A 16332-nucleotide genomic window follows, 5' to 3' on the forward strand; every position below is an offset into this window, starting at 1 on the left:
TTTGACTTTTTAGAATTAGAGACCCTTTGGACCTCTGGTTTTGCTAAAAAACCACCCCGAAAAGAACTCTTGATTCGTAATAATTGAAGAAAATCATAAAAAGATTTGTTAGAATCAGAAGAAATATTTCTTCTCTAATAGGACTTTTTATATGGTTACATCTTTTGGTAAAATTTTACGGAAACTTCGCATTGATCACTCCGAACGCCTCTTAGATATGGCTAAGAAATTAGACATATCTGTATCATTTTTATCTGCTGTAGAAATTGGCAAAAAATCTGTTCCTGTAGGACTGGAGGAAAAGATAATTGAACTCTATGCTTTAGATCAAGAGGTAGCAGAAATTTTGAGAAGAGAATCGGATGCTTGTCGCAAAAGTTTTACAATCAAGACTTCTGATCCGTTGAGAGGTGAAGCTGTTGGCATGTTTTTTAGAACTTTAAAAGATTTTTCACAAGAGGATTTAGAAGCATTCAAAACATTATTAGAGATGATTAGCGAAGCGCAAAGAAAAGAAAATGCTACTGTTGTAGACAAATGTTAGAAAATCCTATTCCCTAACTTTTATTTACGCGTCCCTCACAGTAAAAAAGCTGTATAAATACAGCAAGTTATTTTTACATAAAACTTACATGTTATCCGTAAAGGGGTATAAGGGTAAAGCCATTGAGCCCCCCATCTTTACGCTTCATAACGGAGTAAGCCTTGCAACATGACACAGTTTGTCAGCTTGTGGGTGTTGCTTACAGCTTTTGGTACTTGAGACGGTTCATTAGAGGCATTTTTAATTCTTACTTAATAGTTTTTATCCATACGCCTCTTCCCACTTGTAACCTGCAAGAGATATAGTTTTGGTTGATTCAACATGGAACAGATTTGAAATGAAAGAATCTTACGATATTCTGGATTCTCATTTAACATGTACAATAATGAATACTCATTATAAATCAACATGTTGCCTTATGATGGAGTTGCTGTAGCATTGAGATTTTAAAGGAAAAATATGCCTTTAAGACTTTATAACAGATACTAAGTCTTTAATAGAAGATATATTAAATGCACATCATCTAAAATAAAGAGAGCGTCCATAGCGAAAAAAGGGCCCCCTTTAAATACGGATAAATGCTTATTCTGTTGTGCTGTAAAACGCTATCGTTTGCGGGTGTGGTGATATAAGACATAAGACTTTATACATGGGGTGTTTTGATGAGAGAGTGTGGTGAATATTCAAGGGAGGGCTTGCTTGTATAATTTTGTGAAAGGAACCATATGAAATGGGAATCTGAGAAGGAGCTATTTTTGAGAAGGCGGATTATTCATCAACCGGTTTAAGAAGGGGGTTGCATCCTTTGAAGGTGTGGGGAGAAAGCCAAGAATAGGGCGTGTAGCACCCTATAGCTATGCTTTTAAAGCGTTTTAATTTTAATCACAAATTAAGTTTAAAATCGCTTTCTGTTTGACAGATGTGAGGACTCTAAAACTTTTTAAAAGCAAATATTCCTCTTTGCTCGAGGCGATTTCATCATAATGGTACGGGGTGTTGTCTTTTTTGATGATATCAGTGTAAAAAAAAGGCAAGTGGAACATTCAAAATATTGGAAATTTCCTTTAAACGCCCTGCGCTCACGCGATTTAAGCCTTTTTCATATTTCTGGATTTGTTGGAAAGTGACACCTAAATGATGCCCTAATGTTTTTTGAGACATTTTTAGCATTTTTCGCCTAAAGCGAATCTTTTTGCCTACAAAAAGATCAATATTAAGATTTGGAGCTTGCATTTTTCCCCACCGGCTGCGAGCGCCCTCGCATGAGTATTCCGGGAGTTAAAAGTACTGAACTCAAATCAGCATTTTGCTTTTAGTGCTGAGAAGAACTTGGACATAGCAAAATCTCCCGGAATTCCGAGATATCCGCAAAGCGGGGTCAATTCATGTTTGAGTTTTCAGGCTTTTAATCCCTATTGGTCGTTGCGTATGCGACCAAGACACTTTCTGACTCATAAAGTAATTTTAGGAGATTGGCAATAAAAATAGTTTTTCTTGAGACGGACAGATTTTTCCAAATGAGAGGTTGTTTGCCTTTCAAACTTTTAAGGTTTGCTTACTAAACGCATGACATCAGATATGCATTTTACGAAGGTAAACCTTGGTTTTTAAGCTCAAGGCACCGCTTACGGTGTTGCTCTTAACCAATAACCAAAATGGCTTGTTTTGATGCGTCTGAGATATCATGATGATAGGGGAAAGCTTTTATGAGTAAAGAGCCCTCATGCAAAATAAACTCAAAACATTATAGATCTGATTGTTGTATATTCACATGTTTGTTTTAGAAGATATTTCTCAATGTTAGCGTCTATTTTACAATGGCGCTTCGTAAAGTATATAGCGTAAAAGCCTCTATGAATGGGATAAAAGCTATATTGAAAAAAAGATGCTCGGACGGCATATACTCTCGGCCAGTTCAAAATATTACGACAGTTTTTGCCTTTGAAAGGGAGCATAAGAGCTATTTTTTCTTTCTTTACGTGTTTTTATCTGTAGGCTCTCCGTTTATAATGTGTAAGTCAATAGTTTTGATTGATTCAATATAAACGGATTTGAAATGAGAAAATATATTGGGCTTTCTCATGATGCATGTTTTTAAGAGGGGGATACGTTTATTTTCTCAGTGAAGAATTTGAGTATTTTAGATAAAAAACTCTACCAACGTCGTTGTTGTTAGAATTAAAATTTTTATGAGAAAAATGAGCATTGGGGAATGATAAGCTTTTGCTATCAAGCATTTTAGAATTTTGCACAACTTAATGATAACTTAGTTATTTTATCATTTCTTATGATCTCTATAGACGATAAAAAGTTGGGATATGGTTTGAGAAAGCAGATGACACAAGTATTATCTTTCGGTAAGTAATTTTGAAGTAAAAGACAGCTTTAAATGACAAATAGAGATAGGTGCACCATGAATGAAGTTACCCATATTGAGACTATTATAGCGCATTATGATGCTGTTTTTTGTGATGTGTGGGGTGTTGTGCATAACGGTGTACATGCATTTGAACCAGCGTTGAAGGCGTTGTATAAAATCCGACAAATGGGAAAAACTGTCATTTTATTGACCAATTCTCCTCGGCTACGGGAAGATGTTGCTGCTCAATTACAAAGTATGAATGTTCATAGCGACTATTATGATGCCATTATCACTTCAGGGGATGTAACGCGCGATCTTATTCTGACTGCTCCGCGTAAAGTTTTTTTCATTGGTCCACAGCATGATTTGGTGCTGTTTGAAGGGTTAGAGTGTGAATTTGTTGAAGAATGGGAGGCTTCTGTTGTCGTCTGTAGCGGTTTTCTTGAGGATTTTGACGAAGAACCCTCTGCTTATGAGGAGATGTTTCGTCGCATGCGGTCGCGGAATTTACCTTTTATTTGTGCGAACCCAGATGTGATTGTCCATTATGGAAATAAAGAATTTTGGTGCGCTGGTGCATTGGCTCGTCTTTATCAACAATTAGGGGGGGAGGTGCGCATTGCTGGAAAACCTCACGCGCCTATTTATGAATGTGCCTTTGAAAAACTTCAAAAAATACGGGGAACAGTAGAAAAAAGTCAAGTTTTAGCTATTGGTGATGGTCTTTTAACGGATATTAAGGGGGCGGCTCATTTTGGTCTTGATGCCCTTTATATTATGGGGGGGATTCATCATTATGATTATACGCAAAATGGTGTGGTTGATAAGCAAGCTTTGCATTCTTTTCTTGAACGTCATGGTTATAAACCACAAGCAATCATGTGGGCACTTCAGTAATGACTAATTTTTTGCGTCTTCAGGGAATTCATATGTTTCCCTCGGCTTGGCGGGGAGCAGTGTTGGCACTTGGAAATTTTGATGGTGTTCATTGCGGACATCAGGTGGTGTTGCAAAAAGCGCTTGATTTCGCCCGTATAAAAAAGAAACCAGCAGTTGTTTTAACCTTTGAACCCCATCCAAGAAGTTTTTTTCAACATTCAGCTCCTGTCTATCGTTTGACAGAGGCAGCTGAAAAAGCTGAAATTTTTAAAACCCTTGGCTTTGACTGCGTGATTGAACAGCCGTTTGATGCACAGTTTGCCGCTCTTTCAGCGGACGAATTTATCAAGTCGTTTTTAAAGGAAGTTTTTGATGTTTCAGTTGTGGTGACAGGCGAAAATTTTCAATTTGGTCATCAGAAAAGCGGAAATGTACATCTTCTTTGCCAAAGGGGAGAGAAATATGGATTTGAGGTTGTGCAAGTTTCTTGCGTTTCTCGTTCTCAAGATTCACAACCTTTGATCATTTCTTCTAGTTTTATTCGGCAACTTCTCTCACAAGGGGAAGTGGACAAAGCAGCCCATTTATTAGGGTATCACTATCGGATACGCTCCAATATTATTCAAGGTGAAAAACTTGGACGTCTTTTGGGATTTCCTACCGCTAATCAAATGTTGCCTCCCCAAGTTCGTTTGGCTCATGGTGTTTATGCGGTACGTTTGCGTCGTGCGAACGGTGTTTTGTATGATGGTGTTGCAAGCTTTGGTTGTCGTCCAACGGTTGTTAAAGATGGTGCGCCCCTTTTGGAAACCTATTTGTTTGACTTTAACGACGACCTTTATGGGGAAAGCTGTACCGTTTCTTTTTTCCAGTTTTTGCGAGGACAAGAAAAATTTGATGGGCTTGAACCTTTGATTGCGCAAATGCATCGTGATGAAAAAAAAGCAAAAGAAATTTTAAAGACAGTACAACCATTATCAACGTTGGATAGGCTGCTTACTTTTAAAAATATGTCCTAAACTGATCTGAAAAAGAGAGAAGAGCTGTAAAAATAGCACTTAAAGTGATTATAATCACAAACATATATTCCAAAACATCGTGGAATATATGTTTTTTCCGTTGTTGAGAGGGAGAATCGAATATCTGAAGATCTGATTTTGGCATCATTTTTTTCAAAGTTAACTTTATGGTTTTTGTTGTCATTTAAAACTTTACTGCTTGTTTCTTTCTGATACGTTAAAACTCGTCATAAAAGATGCAGTAAAGAATAAGCAACCAGCCTATTTAGCAATAATAGACGTGAAGAAGGAGAAAGGCTGTTTTTAAAACTTCTTGCGATTTTAAGCTTATAGTTTGATAAAATTTAATTGATGACTTTTTTTATTTTAAAAGTTTATTGTTTCTTTTTTCTAATTTGGCTTATTATGTCATTTATGCCGTATCATCGTTTATGATGAGAGTTGGTTCGTGTAACCTTACGCATGTGATATTTTGTATTATGTAATGAATATTTTTACAAAAGTTTTGTTTGTCGAGTCTTGTGAAGAAGATTTAGTGCTCAGCAGCAGTTTTCGTGCTAACCAATCACGTAAACGAGAATGAAGCTGCTGGAAAATGCTTTACGTTTCGTTTCTCTTGTATATTGTGATGGGGAATGCATATTAAGGAGACTGCGATTGATTGTAGATAAAAGAAATCATTGCGAGAAAGCAGGTGTATTTGTTTCAAAATTTCTAATGCTTTTGATGGATAAAGGCACAATTTTGTTGTCGTAACACGTCAATCTTTCAGATTTTCAAGTTAAAAACTATCCATATATTTCCTTTGTCTTTCACAAATGTAACGCCTATAATGAAAAGGAAAGACAGTCTTGTAAGGATATGAAAACACAAAGCCAATAATGTTTTGTTGTTTTTTGATAGAAATATTGGATAAAAGTTAGAACATCTTTCCAATCTATGTTCGGTCTATTCATGACTTTATGGTGTTGTTTTTCTTATAAAACTTTTTCTTTAGTGTTCCTCAACGCGAGCAGTATGTTTGAGACAAAGATTAAAGCGCTTTAATGCTCTCTCTACTGTTACAGCTTTTGTATGCTAGATGAGGAGAGCCCTATTGCATTATCCATTTGCGTAATCTCTGAAACCGGTTTACAGCTTTATTGGGGAAAATATGAAGTTATAAAGGGGAAAATCAGTCCAGATGACAGTCTTTTTTAAATTCGGCTTTGCTACTTTCAAAAAGGTCCAGAGCAATATCTCTTAAATCATGAAAATAACAGCTTCAGGCTTTTGTTGTTCTTTGAATAGGATATCACGCCCCACAGGTAAAATAAAATGCTGGAATATCCTTGTTTTGCTAATTTATGCGCTTCTTTTGAAGAAATATCTCTCAACGCTTCCCATATTCATTTTCATGATGGCTCTCATGAATGGTATCGTGCAAGCTTCGTTGAGCGCTATCATCTTTATGCCTAATAAAAGAGCAATCCGACACCATCCGTTATATTGACAAGCCTTCAGTTTTGTACAGTCTTGGCTATTTGAGAGCGTTTATGAGAGTTTGTTCTTAACTCGTTTTATTTCACACGAATACTTCCTGCTTGTGACATGCAAGAAACACGCTTTTGATTGCTTCACTATAAATAGACTTGAGAGAATCTTACGGTATTAGGATTTATCATTCAACGTGCAAAATAATTAATTGTTATAAATCAATATGTTGTAGTTAATCATAGATTATGGCTTACGGCTTTTTTTATAAAATACTCTGCACGCCTTTTATTCGGAATATGGGGTTTTCTTAGTGGTTTTACTGTCGTTTTAGGTGTCTGTGGCGTACGAATGAGCTCGTATTGGTAAAGGAAGAGAAAAAGAAGGTGGAGCAGTGATAAAAAGTGAGGTGAAAATAATTTTCTTTGATCATCATATGAATTTTCACGCATTTTTATGGCGTCGGGTGTGCATGCTTGTTGTATATTGAGGAGCAAAGCTTGCTTGTAGAGTTTTATGAAGTGGCAAGCCAAGGGAAAGGCGCAAGACAAAGATTATTGACAGATTGTTTTTTACAAATCGATGTGTATTTAAGAATTTTCGTCTTTTAAGGCGAGGAGGAAGTGTGCGAGCCCTCTGTTTAAAGACGCGCTAAACGATAAAGATGCAGCGAGCGTGCTCCGTGATGGCAATAGGCAAGAAGAGGCAGAGAGGCTGTTTTTAAAATTGTTTGCATGGCTTCAACAGCTGACTTTTCTATAGTTGGAGGAGAAATGGGAATGTGATAGGCTTTTATGCCATATTCATTTGCGACCGTTTTAATGCTAGAAAAGTCAGGTTGATGGAGCTCTTCGTGATCGGGGCGGTTACAGATAATTGTTTTAAAACCAGCTTGTGCCAATGTTTTGATATTTTCTATGCTAAGTTGGGCGCTGATAAAAATATCAGGTTCAATTTGTTGTAAATTCATTTTTGTTTATTCCCAATTGCATGATCTTCACGATACCCTCTGGTCTGGTATATAGAAAGAACATAATGAAGGTAAGTTTTTCAGTGGCATCTTAACAAAAATATTCTTTTTGTCGAGAAAATCTATTTGGGAAAAATGAGCTATAAGATGCAAAATATCTCACTCCGCAACATGTTCGTTATGCGATTTATGAAAGACGGATGTTTGGTCTTTATGAATAATCTATAGTGTTTACTAAACATAGACATTTCATTGTGTTGCTTGTTTACGCGCTTGCTAGAGGCACCCTTATTTCTCTTAAGCCCATTTTACTCTGTCGAGCGTCAAAGAGTATAAAATTCATGGATCACCACCCTTTTTACGCTTATGAAGAAGGAAGTCGGCACCTATTATATTTGCCAGCCCCCAATATTGTAATAGTTCTTGGTACTGGAGATTCTGCATAAGAAGCATTTTAAATCCTTTTTTGTACAGTTCTTGCCCACACGCCAGCCCTGCTTGTACGTACAAGAGATATGATTTTGATTAATTTAATATAAGAGGCATGAAATGAGAGAATCTTCCTGATTTCGGCTCTCTCATTCAACGTGCAAAACAATGAATTCTCCTTATAGTTTGTTGTATATTCAGAGTGGAGCTTGTTTGTAGAGTTGTATTAAGTGGATTGCATGAAGGGAGAAGCCCAAAAGGCTGGCGCAAAATAAGAAGCTGGATCATTTACAGCGCATTGTTTACAGATCGACATGGATTTAAGAATCTTCGTTTTAGGGAGGGGGAAGAAGAGCATGCCTCTTTTAAATTTATTTTGTTCTTTTCAAGAATATCATCTTCATAATGTTTTTGCTCATGCTAAAAGAATATTATAAAAAATTGCGGGCTATTGTTATTTATCCTAAAAATAGGAGAAATGGTTATTTTGCACGTATTGGATGCTTGTTTCTTTTATTACTTTCTGTATAATCGTAAAAACGATAATGCTGAAAGGCGTAATAAATGATTATTGGACTTTTGAATCAAAAGGGAGGTGTCGGAAAAACGACGTTGAGTGTTAATCTTGCGGCCAGTTTTGCCCGTACCGGTGCACGGGTATTGCTTATTGATGTTGATCCACAGGGAAGCGCATTGGATTGGGCTGCTGCGCGTGAAGATGCACCTTTGTTTTCGGTTATTGGTTTACCGCGTGCAACGGTTCACAAAGAGATTACACAGATTGGTCATGGTTATGATCATATTATTATCGATGGTCCTCCGCGTGTAACTGATCTTGCTCGTAGTGCTCTTATGGCTTCGGATTTGGTGCTTATCCCTGTTTTGCCTAGTCCCTATGATATTTGGGCAGCGGATGGAATTGTAAAGCTGATTGATGAAGCACGCGTTTATAAAGAGAATCTCAAATCTGCTTTTGTTATTAATCGTAAAATCGTCAATACAGCGATAGGGCGCGATGTGAACGAAGCTCTTGGCATATACCCTGTGCATGTTCTTTCTTCTAGTGTTGCGCAGCGCGTGATTTTTGCAGAAGCAGCAGCACAGGGGAAGGCCGTTTATGAAGTTGATAAGCAAGGACCCGCAGCGGCAGAGATTGAAGCGGTTGCAGCGGAAATCAAGGAGTTAGCACGATGAGTAAAAAAATTAAAATTGGCACAAAACCAACCAATAAATCAATTCCTTTAACAGCGGATGCATGGATAGGAAGCCACAAAGGGAGCATGAGTGGAGGTATGAAGCGCCTCACGATTGATATACCAGAAAGTTTGCATCGGTTGATTAAGGTCAGTTGTGCAAGTCGTGGAACTAAAATAGCTGATGAGGTCCGCGAATTGCTTTCACAAAAATACGGAAAAGTGTAAAAAATGATACGATAATTTCATTGGTTTGAGTGCTTTTTCTAGAGATGATATCGATTGTTTTTATACGAAGTTAATAATAAAAGTGCTCTTCTTTTTTCACGATGGTTGCTTCATTCAAGTTGTTTTTCATAAGGTTCTGTATCATCGCATGAAAGAGCTATGAGTTTGCGAAAAATTCTCCGTTTCAAACTTTTCCCTATAAATGTGATAATCATCATACTACTTGTGATCTTATCCGCTAGATGAGTAGATAAGTTTATTCTTCCATAAAAATTATCTTGATAATGATTTTAAATATCAGGTTATTTTTTTGTTTATTGTACTTAATACATGCGTAAATAATGTAATTAAGAGTAGCGTTGATTATTTTTTTCTGTTATTCAGCAATCCGTTTTATTAAATTATATTCATGTTTATAAAGGGGGGGATAAAAATAAGTAAAATTTACTGATATTGACGCGCTATAATTTTTCCTAATAAACAAAAGAAGTCATTGAGCATATTATAGACAATATTTCTTACATTTATATGATTTTATAGTCTTAAATAGTTAATGCCAGCTGTAATGGTACGCAAGGCAATAGGCTTTTTTCTTCAATTGGAATGTATAAGATTGCTTTTTTAGCATTTCTATTGGCTTTTAAAAAGTGCAGGGGGACTTAAAGCTTTCTTTCTTTTCCGGTGGTTTAGAAATGATAAGAGCGCAATTAGTTGACTAAAAGCTGTATTCTTTCGTTTGCAGGGAATTTGCAATGGGTATAGGCATGACGAATTTGGGGTAAGATATCGTGCTGCTTCTCGTTACCAAGAGGTTCTTGAAGGAAAAGAAATGATTAAAAAGCTTTTTGAGAATGTCAAGATATCAGAATTTTTGCTGAAGTTTTAACACTTCAAATACAAAGAGCTGCCGTGCAGATAATGTTACAAATGCAAGTCTGATAAATGAAAGCGGCTCTCATGATTTAACATGTTTGCGTTGAAAATGTGCGTATTTGCAAAGGAAAATTAGACGCAAGGTCACAATATAGGAGGGGATGTGAATCCAAAGATATTGTTAATAAAATATAAAACAAAGAGAGGGGTTAAATCATGAACAAGATCATTATAACAGTGCTGCTGCTTTGCGTAGGACTTGTCGTTTCTGGTTGTGAAAAAACTTATAGCGTAGCAGAGTTTAAGAAAGATAAAAAATTGATGCAAGAATGGGGAAAGAAATGCGATAAAATGGGCCCCTCTGCTTTTGAAACCAAGAATTGTCAAAATGTCATGCAAGCCGATATGGAACTTTTTCAAGAGCATTATAGAAATCTTGCAAAGGAACTTCGTGAAAGTAGCAAAAAGGGGAATGAAACTGAAAAAAAGCAGGACAACAATTAAATCATAAAAAATATATTGATAGCGGTATTTTTCTTTGTACGCGATTTATCATCATAGGTTCGGAAAAATCGCGTACAGAAGTAGATTTTTAAATTTTTGAAAATGCACAATGAACCGAATGTACAATTTTAATCGGGTGCTAAATTGTGTCCTAAACTTTGTAAATTTGAAAAAAGGGGAATTTTATTGATGAATAAAGCCATTATTACAGCATTGCTGGTTTGTACTGGACTTGTCGTTGCTGGTTGTGAAAAAACTTATAGCGTAGCGGAATTTAAGAAAGATCCCAAATTACTCAATCAGTGGTTAGAGAAATGTTTTATTGCAGGAAGTTTTGATTCAAAAAATTGTAAAAACGCAGAACAAGCTGAATTAGAAACTCGTAAAAAATGGGGAATTTTTGGCTCTGGAAAGGACGACCAAGAAAAAACTGAAGATAAAAAGGAAGGGAATTAAATTATGAATAAAGTCATTATTACAGCATTGCTGCTTTGTACTGGACTTGCTGTTACTGGTTGTGAAAAAACTTATAGTGTAAAAGAATTTAAAACAAATGAAAAATTATACGAGGAATGGGCAAAGAAATGTGAGAACGATGATTCACCGCTCAAATCCTCTCAAAATTGTAAAAACCTTCGACAAGCATATGTAGAACTTTTTTTAAGGCCCTAAATTGTGTCCTAAACTTTGTAAATTTGAAAAAGGGGAATTTATTGATGAATAAAGCCATTATTACAGCATTGCTGGTTTGTGCTGGACTTGTCGTTTCTGGTTGTGAAAAAACTTATAGCGTAGCGGAATTTAAGAAGGATCCCAAATTACTCGAGCAATGGGCAATGAAATGCATGATATCAGAGGATTTAGATTCTCAAAATTGTAAAAACGCAGATAAAGCGTATCGTGAAGTTCATGCCCGAGATTGGCCTGGTTCAAGCTTTGTACATGATGACGAGAAAAAAACTGAAGAGAAAAAGGAAGGAAATTAAATCATGAATAAAGTTATTATTACAGCATTGCTGCTTTGTACTGGACTTGTCGTTGCTGGTTGCGAAAAAAACTACAGCGTAGCGGAATTTAAGAAAGATAAAACATTACTCGAAGAGTGGGCAAAAAAATGTGAAAAGCTGGATCAATCTTCTATGGAGAAATCTAAAAATTGCCAACATGCCAGACAAGCATATATGGAACTTATGTTTGGCATTAATTAAAAACATACAGTTCAATAAATAAGGAATTTTTTAGTTCTTGATTCTATTGCGTTTTTAGGCTCTCTCTAACTTTTAGAGAGTCTTTTTATGGCTTCAAGAATTAGTCGTTTACGATCAGTACTCTTTGTGTAAACGTATGCTATACTGTCATTTGTTCAGCTCAAAAGTGCTTTCAATTGTAGATAGTATTGCCTCCCAATGAGTTGTTACGTGTTACTGCTAATTTTTTAATGTTTTGGTTACATGTATTTAAAATATGAGATTAAATCTATCTTTGGGGTGTTTTTTTGCGTTTATCACAAATAAATGTTTCATCACACTAAGATCGTCTTTAAGTGTTGCGGCTAATTTCGGAAAAATTAGGAGGAAACATTTGTTTGGAAATTACTTTCTCTGTTTTAATAAAGAGAAAAACATTCTGAATAGAATTATTATTGTTTCATACTCAAATGTTTTTCTCGAACTATTTTTAAAAAATTTCTTTTGATTTGAGAATATTATAACATTAGTTAAGTTGTGAGACAGTTTTGCTAGGACGGTTTTGCTGGATGTGTGAGGAATTGAGCGCTCTCCACATCTTTTCATTTTTCTCCTCTCTCTTTTCTGAGTTTACAAGGGTTTTCCTTGTTATTTTTTTATCTTAATTGTGTTGTAATATTATCATGTTGAGCGGTGGAGCGCATATAAAACTTTACGTATGAGGTGTTTTTTGTTCTCGAGTGTGTGATGAATGTTTTTCTGAATAACACTTTGATTTATAAAAATAATTTAATTATTTTATGTTGAATAAGGATCTCGAATAACGTAAGCTTCTCTTATTCCAAATCTGTTCTCGGTTGAATTAATTAAAACCATCTTCTTGCATGGTACAAGCGGGGAGAGCCGTGTGGATAAAAACTGTTGAAGAAAGACGTAAAAATGCCTTTTATGAATTATCTCAAGTGCTAAAGGTTTGTTGGCAACATTTGGGGCTGGAAAAGTGTGTGATGCTGCTGGTTTATTCTTTCATAAGGGTAAAGATGGTGTTCAATAGATTTATCATAAGCTTCATGAAATATTATTCTTTAGAATTGTGATATGCCCTGAAGGGGAAATTTACTCAATAAAGAGACAAATTATTTACAGATCATATCTGATAGAAAATTTCGTTTTTTAAGGTGGGAGTGAAGTTAAGATTCAAGATAGCGTGAAAAGACGGACACTGATGGTTAAAAATGCATACAAAAAGCAGAGTTTATACTCAAATAGTTGCAAGCGATGTTTGAAATTGGGTGTGTGGTTTATCTGTAGAATTAAAATTTTGCTTTGCTCTTATGTGAAATTAAGATGCTCATTTGCACAGATTATAAAAAGCCAAAAGAGTATGCTTAGTATATTTCTATTACGAGAACTAAAATAACAACAAAAGCATTGATGGTGATAATCAAGGTTGAATAAAGCATAGCGGCTTTTACGAGATCAGCCATAAAAACCTCTTTCTGTTCTTTTTGAGGTGATTTTATGAATAACAATATGTTACAATCTGTAATATATGCTGATACAACATATTCGGCAAGCTTAAAATCGTTCCTTTTTTTATAAAAGCTTAAGGAGTTGGAGTATTGTGAATCCTAAAAAAGAAAGCTTTAAAAGGACTATTGATTGATTTTGTAAGTTTTGTGTTGCTGGAAACTTTTTTTATCCTGTTATGCTATAAAGCACTGTCATTTATAACGGTAATATAAGACATATAAGTTTTCTTGGAACGTTTAAGTATTTTTTAGTGTACGATGAATATTCGTAGGTTTATTTGTTGAGTCTTTCGTTTAAGTGAAGCAGATGAGGGGAAAGTCAGGAGAAGATCGTTTGACAAAAATTCGGACTGCGTACAGAGCCGATTGAGTTAAGATCTTAGTCCTTTAAGGTGAGCGGCGGAAGATAAAAATGTTTTCTGATCGTTTATCTCATAGCAAGATTGGTTAATGCTGCTCTAATGGGGCATGTTTTGCACAAAAGTAAAGAACGCTCCAAAAGAAATATACTTATGTTGTATATTAGTATATTTGTATTGCATATTTATGTACTTGTTTTAAAGAAATATCTCTTAACGCACACGAAAGACATTTTACGATGACATTCATAAATGGTATAACGGTAAATGTGAATAGTATAACAGTAAAGCTCTCATGAAATAATATAAACTTTGAATAATATAAAAATCTATAAAATGCTATCATCTTTATACTTATGAAAGAGCAAGTCACAATCATCGTAGGCTTGCTTCCAATGTTTATTATAGTTCTTGGCATTTGCTAAGGTTCATAAGAAGTCTTTTTCTTTCAGCGTATTTTATTAACACATCAGAGCGTTGTTTGTGATGTGCAAGCAAGTGATTTTAATTTATTCAACATGGAATATATTTGAAATGTGATGATTATGAAAGAGAAGAGCTGCATTTAAAAGGTTGAAAACGAGAGAAAGATCGTAAACAAAAATTGTACCTTGATTATAAAATGATTGTTTCTCTGTTTTTATACCAGTAGCGCATGTAAAGTCGCGATATTAAGAGCAAACTGTGTTATGGAATGAAATAATCTGTAAGAAGATGCTGTGAAAATTCTGAAAATATCAATGGGGGGAGCGTTAAGCATTATGCATTGGATAATATTTTGATTTATAGATGATAATCTATCGTTATTCAACTTGAATTAGATCCCTTAATACTGGACATTTTTTCATTCCAAATCTGTTTCGTGGTGAATTAACCAAAACAATGTCTTTTGCAGTTACAAGCAGGGAGCTCCCATGCGCAGAGAAATTGTACAAGAAAGGCCATGCTTTATGAACCGTCTCAAGTGCCAAGGGTATCAGAACATAAGGGGTTAGAAAAATATGTGATGGTGCTGGCTTGCTTCTTTTATTAAGCGTAAAGATGGAAAGTGCTCAATGGATTTTATACATGTCATGGAAGATTTATCATTATACCATTGATGGGCCGCGGTGCGAAATAGGCTTGGGTGCACTTAAGAGATATTTCTTTAAAACAAGCGCGTAAATATGCGATTGAAGACGTATCGAACTGATTGGCTAAGAAACTCTTGAAAAGGTTCAAAAAATCTTATATAGTCGTTCATTGCAAAGAAAAGCGAATGATAATTTAAAAAAGGAAGATTGATGGCTGTTTAGCTATTTGAAGATGTCTTTTTTTATATTGCTGTATGGCTGATCTGTTCGAAAGAACATTCTTTTTGTGTTTTATGCGAAATACTGCATGTGTGCAGAAAGAGCATGGGAGAGGGGGTGTCCTTTTGAATGGGTGCAAACTGATCTTGTCGGGCGCCATCTTATGGGGCGATGGGAGGTATACAAGTTTAAGTGCAGAGAGAGCCATAAGGTTATGGAGGGTAAAGTGCTTCTATCAGTAAAATGCTGAAATTTTTAATGGGCTTATGTCTTTATATGCTGCAAGATAGGCTGCGGTTTTTTGTCGGCAGATATTTTTGTGGCTGAAGTTTTCGTGAAAGCATTGTTATTTTCTGTTGAAGATGAGTTCGTGATAAAATCGGCAAGGCGAAATAGACAGAGCAAATATGGAAATTTCGATATTGCTGTAAGGTTTAAGTCTATAGCGTTTTTATGGATTAGTATAGCCGCAATGATGGTTTTGGAGCAAAGCAAGAAAAATATTTGAGAGAACGCGTTGAAAGTTGAAGTGGTATACGCTTTGAAGGATTGTCGTGCTGTTGTTTGAGCAATGTTTGCACCACGAGCTTGGTTGAGTGTATCAGCATTGAAGAGAACCTGTTTAGTCTCCCTCATTTGAAAGTAAGATTGAACAATAGTGTTGAAGGGGAAGTAAAAATGTCTGTAGTGCAATATGGTGATGATAGTTTTGCGGCAAAAGCAAAAGTTCTTGATAACAACCTTATTGATCGTGATTGGGCGATGACAAAATTTGTTGCTGCTGTTAAAGGATTAGCTCAAGTTGTTGATTATGAAAGCAATATGCTAGAGAGTAGTGGTGTTCCAGATTACGAAGAAATAAATTTGCGTAAAATACGTGGTTTGCGTGATCTTAATAAATCCATGAGTGATGTGAAGCGCTATATGAATCAAGATATTGAGCATGAGGTTGAAAGTTTGTTGTCTGATTTACAAGAAAAATTACAGCGTAATAGTGAATTACTTCAAACACATTTAAATGCAGTTAATGATCTTTCTAGAGCTATACAACTATCTGGACGTGCAAAAGAAATAGAGGAATAAATTCAAATCTGATTAATACGGGCTGTTCTAAGTAATGACAATGATTAGGTAGGGCAGTTGATTTGGATAAATAGTGCGTTTAGTGAGTAGACTTGTTTTAAGTGCATTTGGATATTTAAATTATTATCCTGATGTACTGTAAAACGCTGTTCTTAAAACAATGTCTTTTAAGGTGTCGTGATGTGAACCGCATGCGGTGAGAAGCTGGCTAGAAGAGAATTCAGAGAAGGCGGATTATTTACAGAGAATTGTTTACAGACTAAGTCAGTAGGGAGCTTCATTTTTTAGTTTAGGCAGAGGCGCGATCAAGAGAATATTTAGACCAGCCTGTGATGCCTTAAAAACAGCTTCCTTGGGGCTGTGGTAATGTAAGGTTTATACATTGAGTCTTTTGCTTGCATTTAG

General features: G+C 35.6%; 14 protein-coding genes and 1 pseudogene. 13 read left to right on the forward strand and 2 right to left on the reverse strand.

The features are described from left to right. Positions 1 to 151: 151 nt before the first annotated feature. The gene (locus tag ACFINY_RS07650) at positions 152 to 544 is read left to right on the forward strand and encodes a helix-turn-helix domain-containing protein (RefSeq protein ID WP_375660029.1); all 393 of its coding nucleotides are present in this window, start codon (positions 152 to 154) and stop codon (positions 542 to 544) included. A gap of 878 nt (positions 545 to 1422) precedes the next feature. On the opposite strand, the pseudogene ACFINY_RS07655 reads toward ACFINY_RS07650, so the two are convergent. Next, positions 1423 to 1777, reverse strand: a pseudogene (locus ACFINY_RS07655) (helix-turn-helix domain-containing protein). Positions 1778 to 2957: 1180 nt separating this feature from the next. Between ACFINY_RS07655 and ACFINY_RS07660 the strand changes: the two are divergent. From ACFINY_RS07660 to ACFINY_RS07670, 3 genes are all read left to right on the forward strand, one after another. Beyond that, on the forward strand, positions 2958 to 3803 hold the full coding sequence (locus ACFINY_RS07660; RefSeq protein WP_375660101.1) for a TIGR01459 family HAD-type hydrolase: 846 nt from the start codon (positions 2958 to 2960) through the stop codon (positions 3801 to 3803). Then, on the forward strand, positions 3803 to 4804 hold the full coding sequence (locus tag ACFINY_RS07665) for a bifunctional riboflavin kinase/FAD synthetase (protein WP_273790966.1): 1002 nt from the start codon (positions 3803 to 3805) through the stop codon (positions 4802 to 4804). Before ACFINY_RS07660 ends, ACFINY_RS07665 begins: the two co-directional genes overlap by 1 nt. A gap of 1317 nt (positions 4805 to 6121) precedes the next feature. Next, entirely contained in the window at positions 6122 to 6262 is a 141-nt protein-coding gene (locus ACFINY_RS07670) for a hypothetical protein (protein WP_375637739.1), read from the forward strand. 655 nt (positions 6263 to 6917) lie between these two features. On the opposite strand, the gene ACFINY_RS07675 is transcribed toward ACFINY_RS07670, so the two are convergent. Beyond that, positions 6918 to 7247 (reverse strand): TIGR01244 family sulfur transferase, encoded by a 330-nt coding sequence (locus ACFINY_RS07675; protein ID WP_273790967.1) that lies wholly within the window; start codon positions 7245 to 7247, stop codon positions 6918 to 6920. A 993-nt stretch (positions 7248 to 8240) separates the two neighbouring features. Here ACFINY_RS07675 and parA point away from each other — a divergent pair. The 9 genes from parA (at position 8241) to ACFINY_RS07720 (ending at position 15927) form a co-directional block, all read left to right on the forward strand. Continuing rightward, positions 8241 to 8870 (forward strand): ParA family partition ATPase, encoded by a 630-nt coding sequence (gene parA, locus ACFINY_RS07680; RefSeq protein ID WP_273790968.1) that lies wholly within the window; start codon positions 8241 to 8243, stop codon positions 8868 to 8870. Further along, positions 8867 to 9097 carry a plasmid partition protein ParG gene (locus ACFINY_RS07685; RefSeq protein ID WP_375613561.1) on the forward strand — a complete coding sequence of 77 codons (231 nt, stop codon included), beginning with the start codon at positions 8867 to 8869 and terminating at the stop codon, positions 9095 to 9097. The genes parA and ACFINY_RS07685 overlap by 4 nt, the downstream gene beginning before the upstream one ends. Before the next feature lie 1089 nt (positions 9098 to 10186). Next, positions 10187 to 10474 carry an EexN family lipoprotein gene (locus tag ACFINY_RS07690; RefSeq protein ID WP_375638604.1) on the forward strand — a complete coding sequence of 96 codons (288 nt, stop codon included), beginning with the start codon at positions 10187 to 10189 and terminating at the stop codon, positions 10472 to 10474. 189 nt (positions 10475 to 10663) lie between these two features. Next, positions 10664 to 10930, forward strand: coding sequence for an EexN family lipoprotein (locus ACFINY_RS07695; RefSeq protein ID WP_375651217.1), 267 nt, complete (start codon positions 10664 to 10666; stop codon positions 10928 to 10930). Positions 10931 to 10933: 3 nt separating this feature from the next. After that, positions 10934 to 11146 carry an EexN family lipoprotein gene (locus ACFINY_RS07700; RefSeq protein ID WP_375621543.1) on the forward strand — a complete coding sequence of 71 codons (213 nt, stop codon included), beginning with the start codon at positions 10934 to 10936 and terminating at the stop codon, positions 11144 to 11146. Positions 11147 to 11190: 44 nt separating this feature from the next. After that, positions 11191 to 11460 carry an EexN family lipoprotein gene (locus tag ACFINY_RS07705; RefSeq protein ID WP_375627922.1) on the forward strand — a complete coding sequence of 90 codons (270 nt, stop codon included), beginning with the start codon at positions 11191 to 11193 and terminating at the stop codon, positions 11458 to 11460. Positions 11461 to 11463: 3 nt separating this feature from the next. Beyond that, positions 11464 to 11682, forward strand: a complete 219-nt coding sequence (locus tag ACFINY_RS07710; RefSeq protein WP_375613558.1) for an EexN family lipoprotein — start codon at positions 11464 to 11466, stop codon at positions 11680 to 11682. A 3463-nt stretch (positions 11683 to 15145) separates the two neighbouring features. After that, entirely contained in the window at positions 15146 to 15352 is a 207-nt protein-coding gene (locus tag ACFINY_RS07715) for a hypothetical protein (protein WP_375612203.1), read from the forward strand. Between the two features lie 170 nt (positions 15353 to 15522). Next, on the forward strand, positions 15523 to 15927 hold the full coding sequence (locus ACFINY_RS07720; RefSeq protein WP_273790974.1) for a flagellar protein FlgN: 405 nt from the start codon (positions 15523 to 15525) through the stop codon (positions 15925 to 15927). Positions 15928 to 16332 lie beyond the last annotated feature (405 nt).

It is taken from the genome of Bartonella sp. AA23NXGY, assembly GCF_042197165.1.
Taxonomy (GTDB): Bacteria; Pseudomonadota; Alphaproteobacteria; order Rhizobiales; family Rhizobiaceae; genus Bartonella.

Excerpts from the sequence above, each read along its gene's own strand:
- ACFINY_RS07650 (WP_375660029.1), top strand. The coding sequence starts at position 152 with ATGGTTACATCTTTTGGTAAAATTTTACGGAAACTTCGCATTGATCAC.
- ACFINY_RS07660 (WP_375660101.1), top strand. The coding sequence starts at position 2,958 with ATGAATGAAGTTACCCATATTGAGACTATTATAGCGCATTATGATGCT.
- ACFINY_RS07665 (WP_273790966.1), top strand. The coding sequence starts at position 3,803 with ATGACTAATTTTTTGCGTCTTCAGGGAATTCATATGTTTCCCTCGGCT.
- ACFINY_RS07670 (WP_375637739.1), top strand. The coding sequence starts at position 6,122 with ATGCTGGAATATCCTTGTTTTGCTAATTTATGCGCTTCTTTTGAAGAA.
- ACFINY_RS07675 (WP_273790967.1), bottom strand. The coding sequence starts at position 7,247 with ATGAATTTACAACAAATTGAACCTGATATTTTTATCAGCGCCCAACTT.
- parA (WP_273790968.1), top strand. The coding sequence starts at position 8,241 with ATGATTATTGGACTTTTGAATCAAAAGGGAGGTGTCGGAAAAACGACG.
- ACFINY_RS07685 (WP_375613561.1), top strand. The coding sequence starts at position 8,867 with ATGAGTAAAAAAATTAAAATTGGCACAAAACCAACCAATAAATCAATT.
- ACFINY_RS07690 (WP_375638604.1), top strand. The coding sequence starts at position 10,187 with ATGAACAAGATCATTATAACAGTGCTGCTGCTTTGCGTAGGACTTGTC.
- ACFINY_RS07695 (WP_375651217.1), top strand. The coding sequence starts at position 10,664 with ATGAATAAAGCCATTATTACAGCATTGCTGGTTTGTACTGGACTTGTC.
- ACFINY_RS07700 (WP_375621543.1), top strand. The coding sequence starts at position 10,934 with ATGAATAAAGTCATTATTACAGCATTGCTGCTTTGTACTGGACTTGCT.
- ACFINY_RS07705 (WP_375627922.1), top strand. The coding sequence starts at position 11,191 with ATGAATAAAGCCATTATTACAGCATTGCTGGTTTGTGCTGGACTTGTC.
- ACFINY_RS07710 (WP_375613558.1), top strand. The coding sequence starts at position 11,464 with ATGAATAAAGTTATTATTACAGCATTGCTGCTTTGTACTGGACTTGTC.
- ACFINY_RS07720 (WP_273790974.1), top strand. The coding sequence starts at position 15,523 with ATGTCTGTAGTGCAATATGGTGATGATAGTTTTGCGGCAAAAGCAAAA.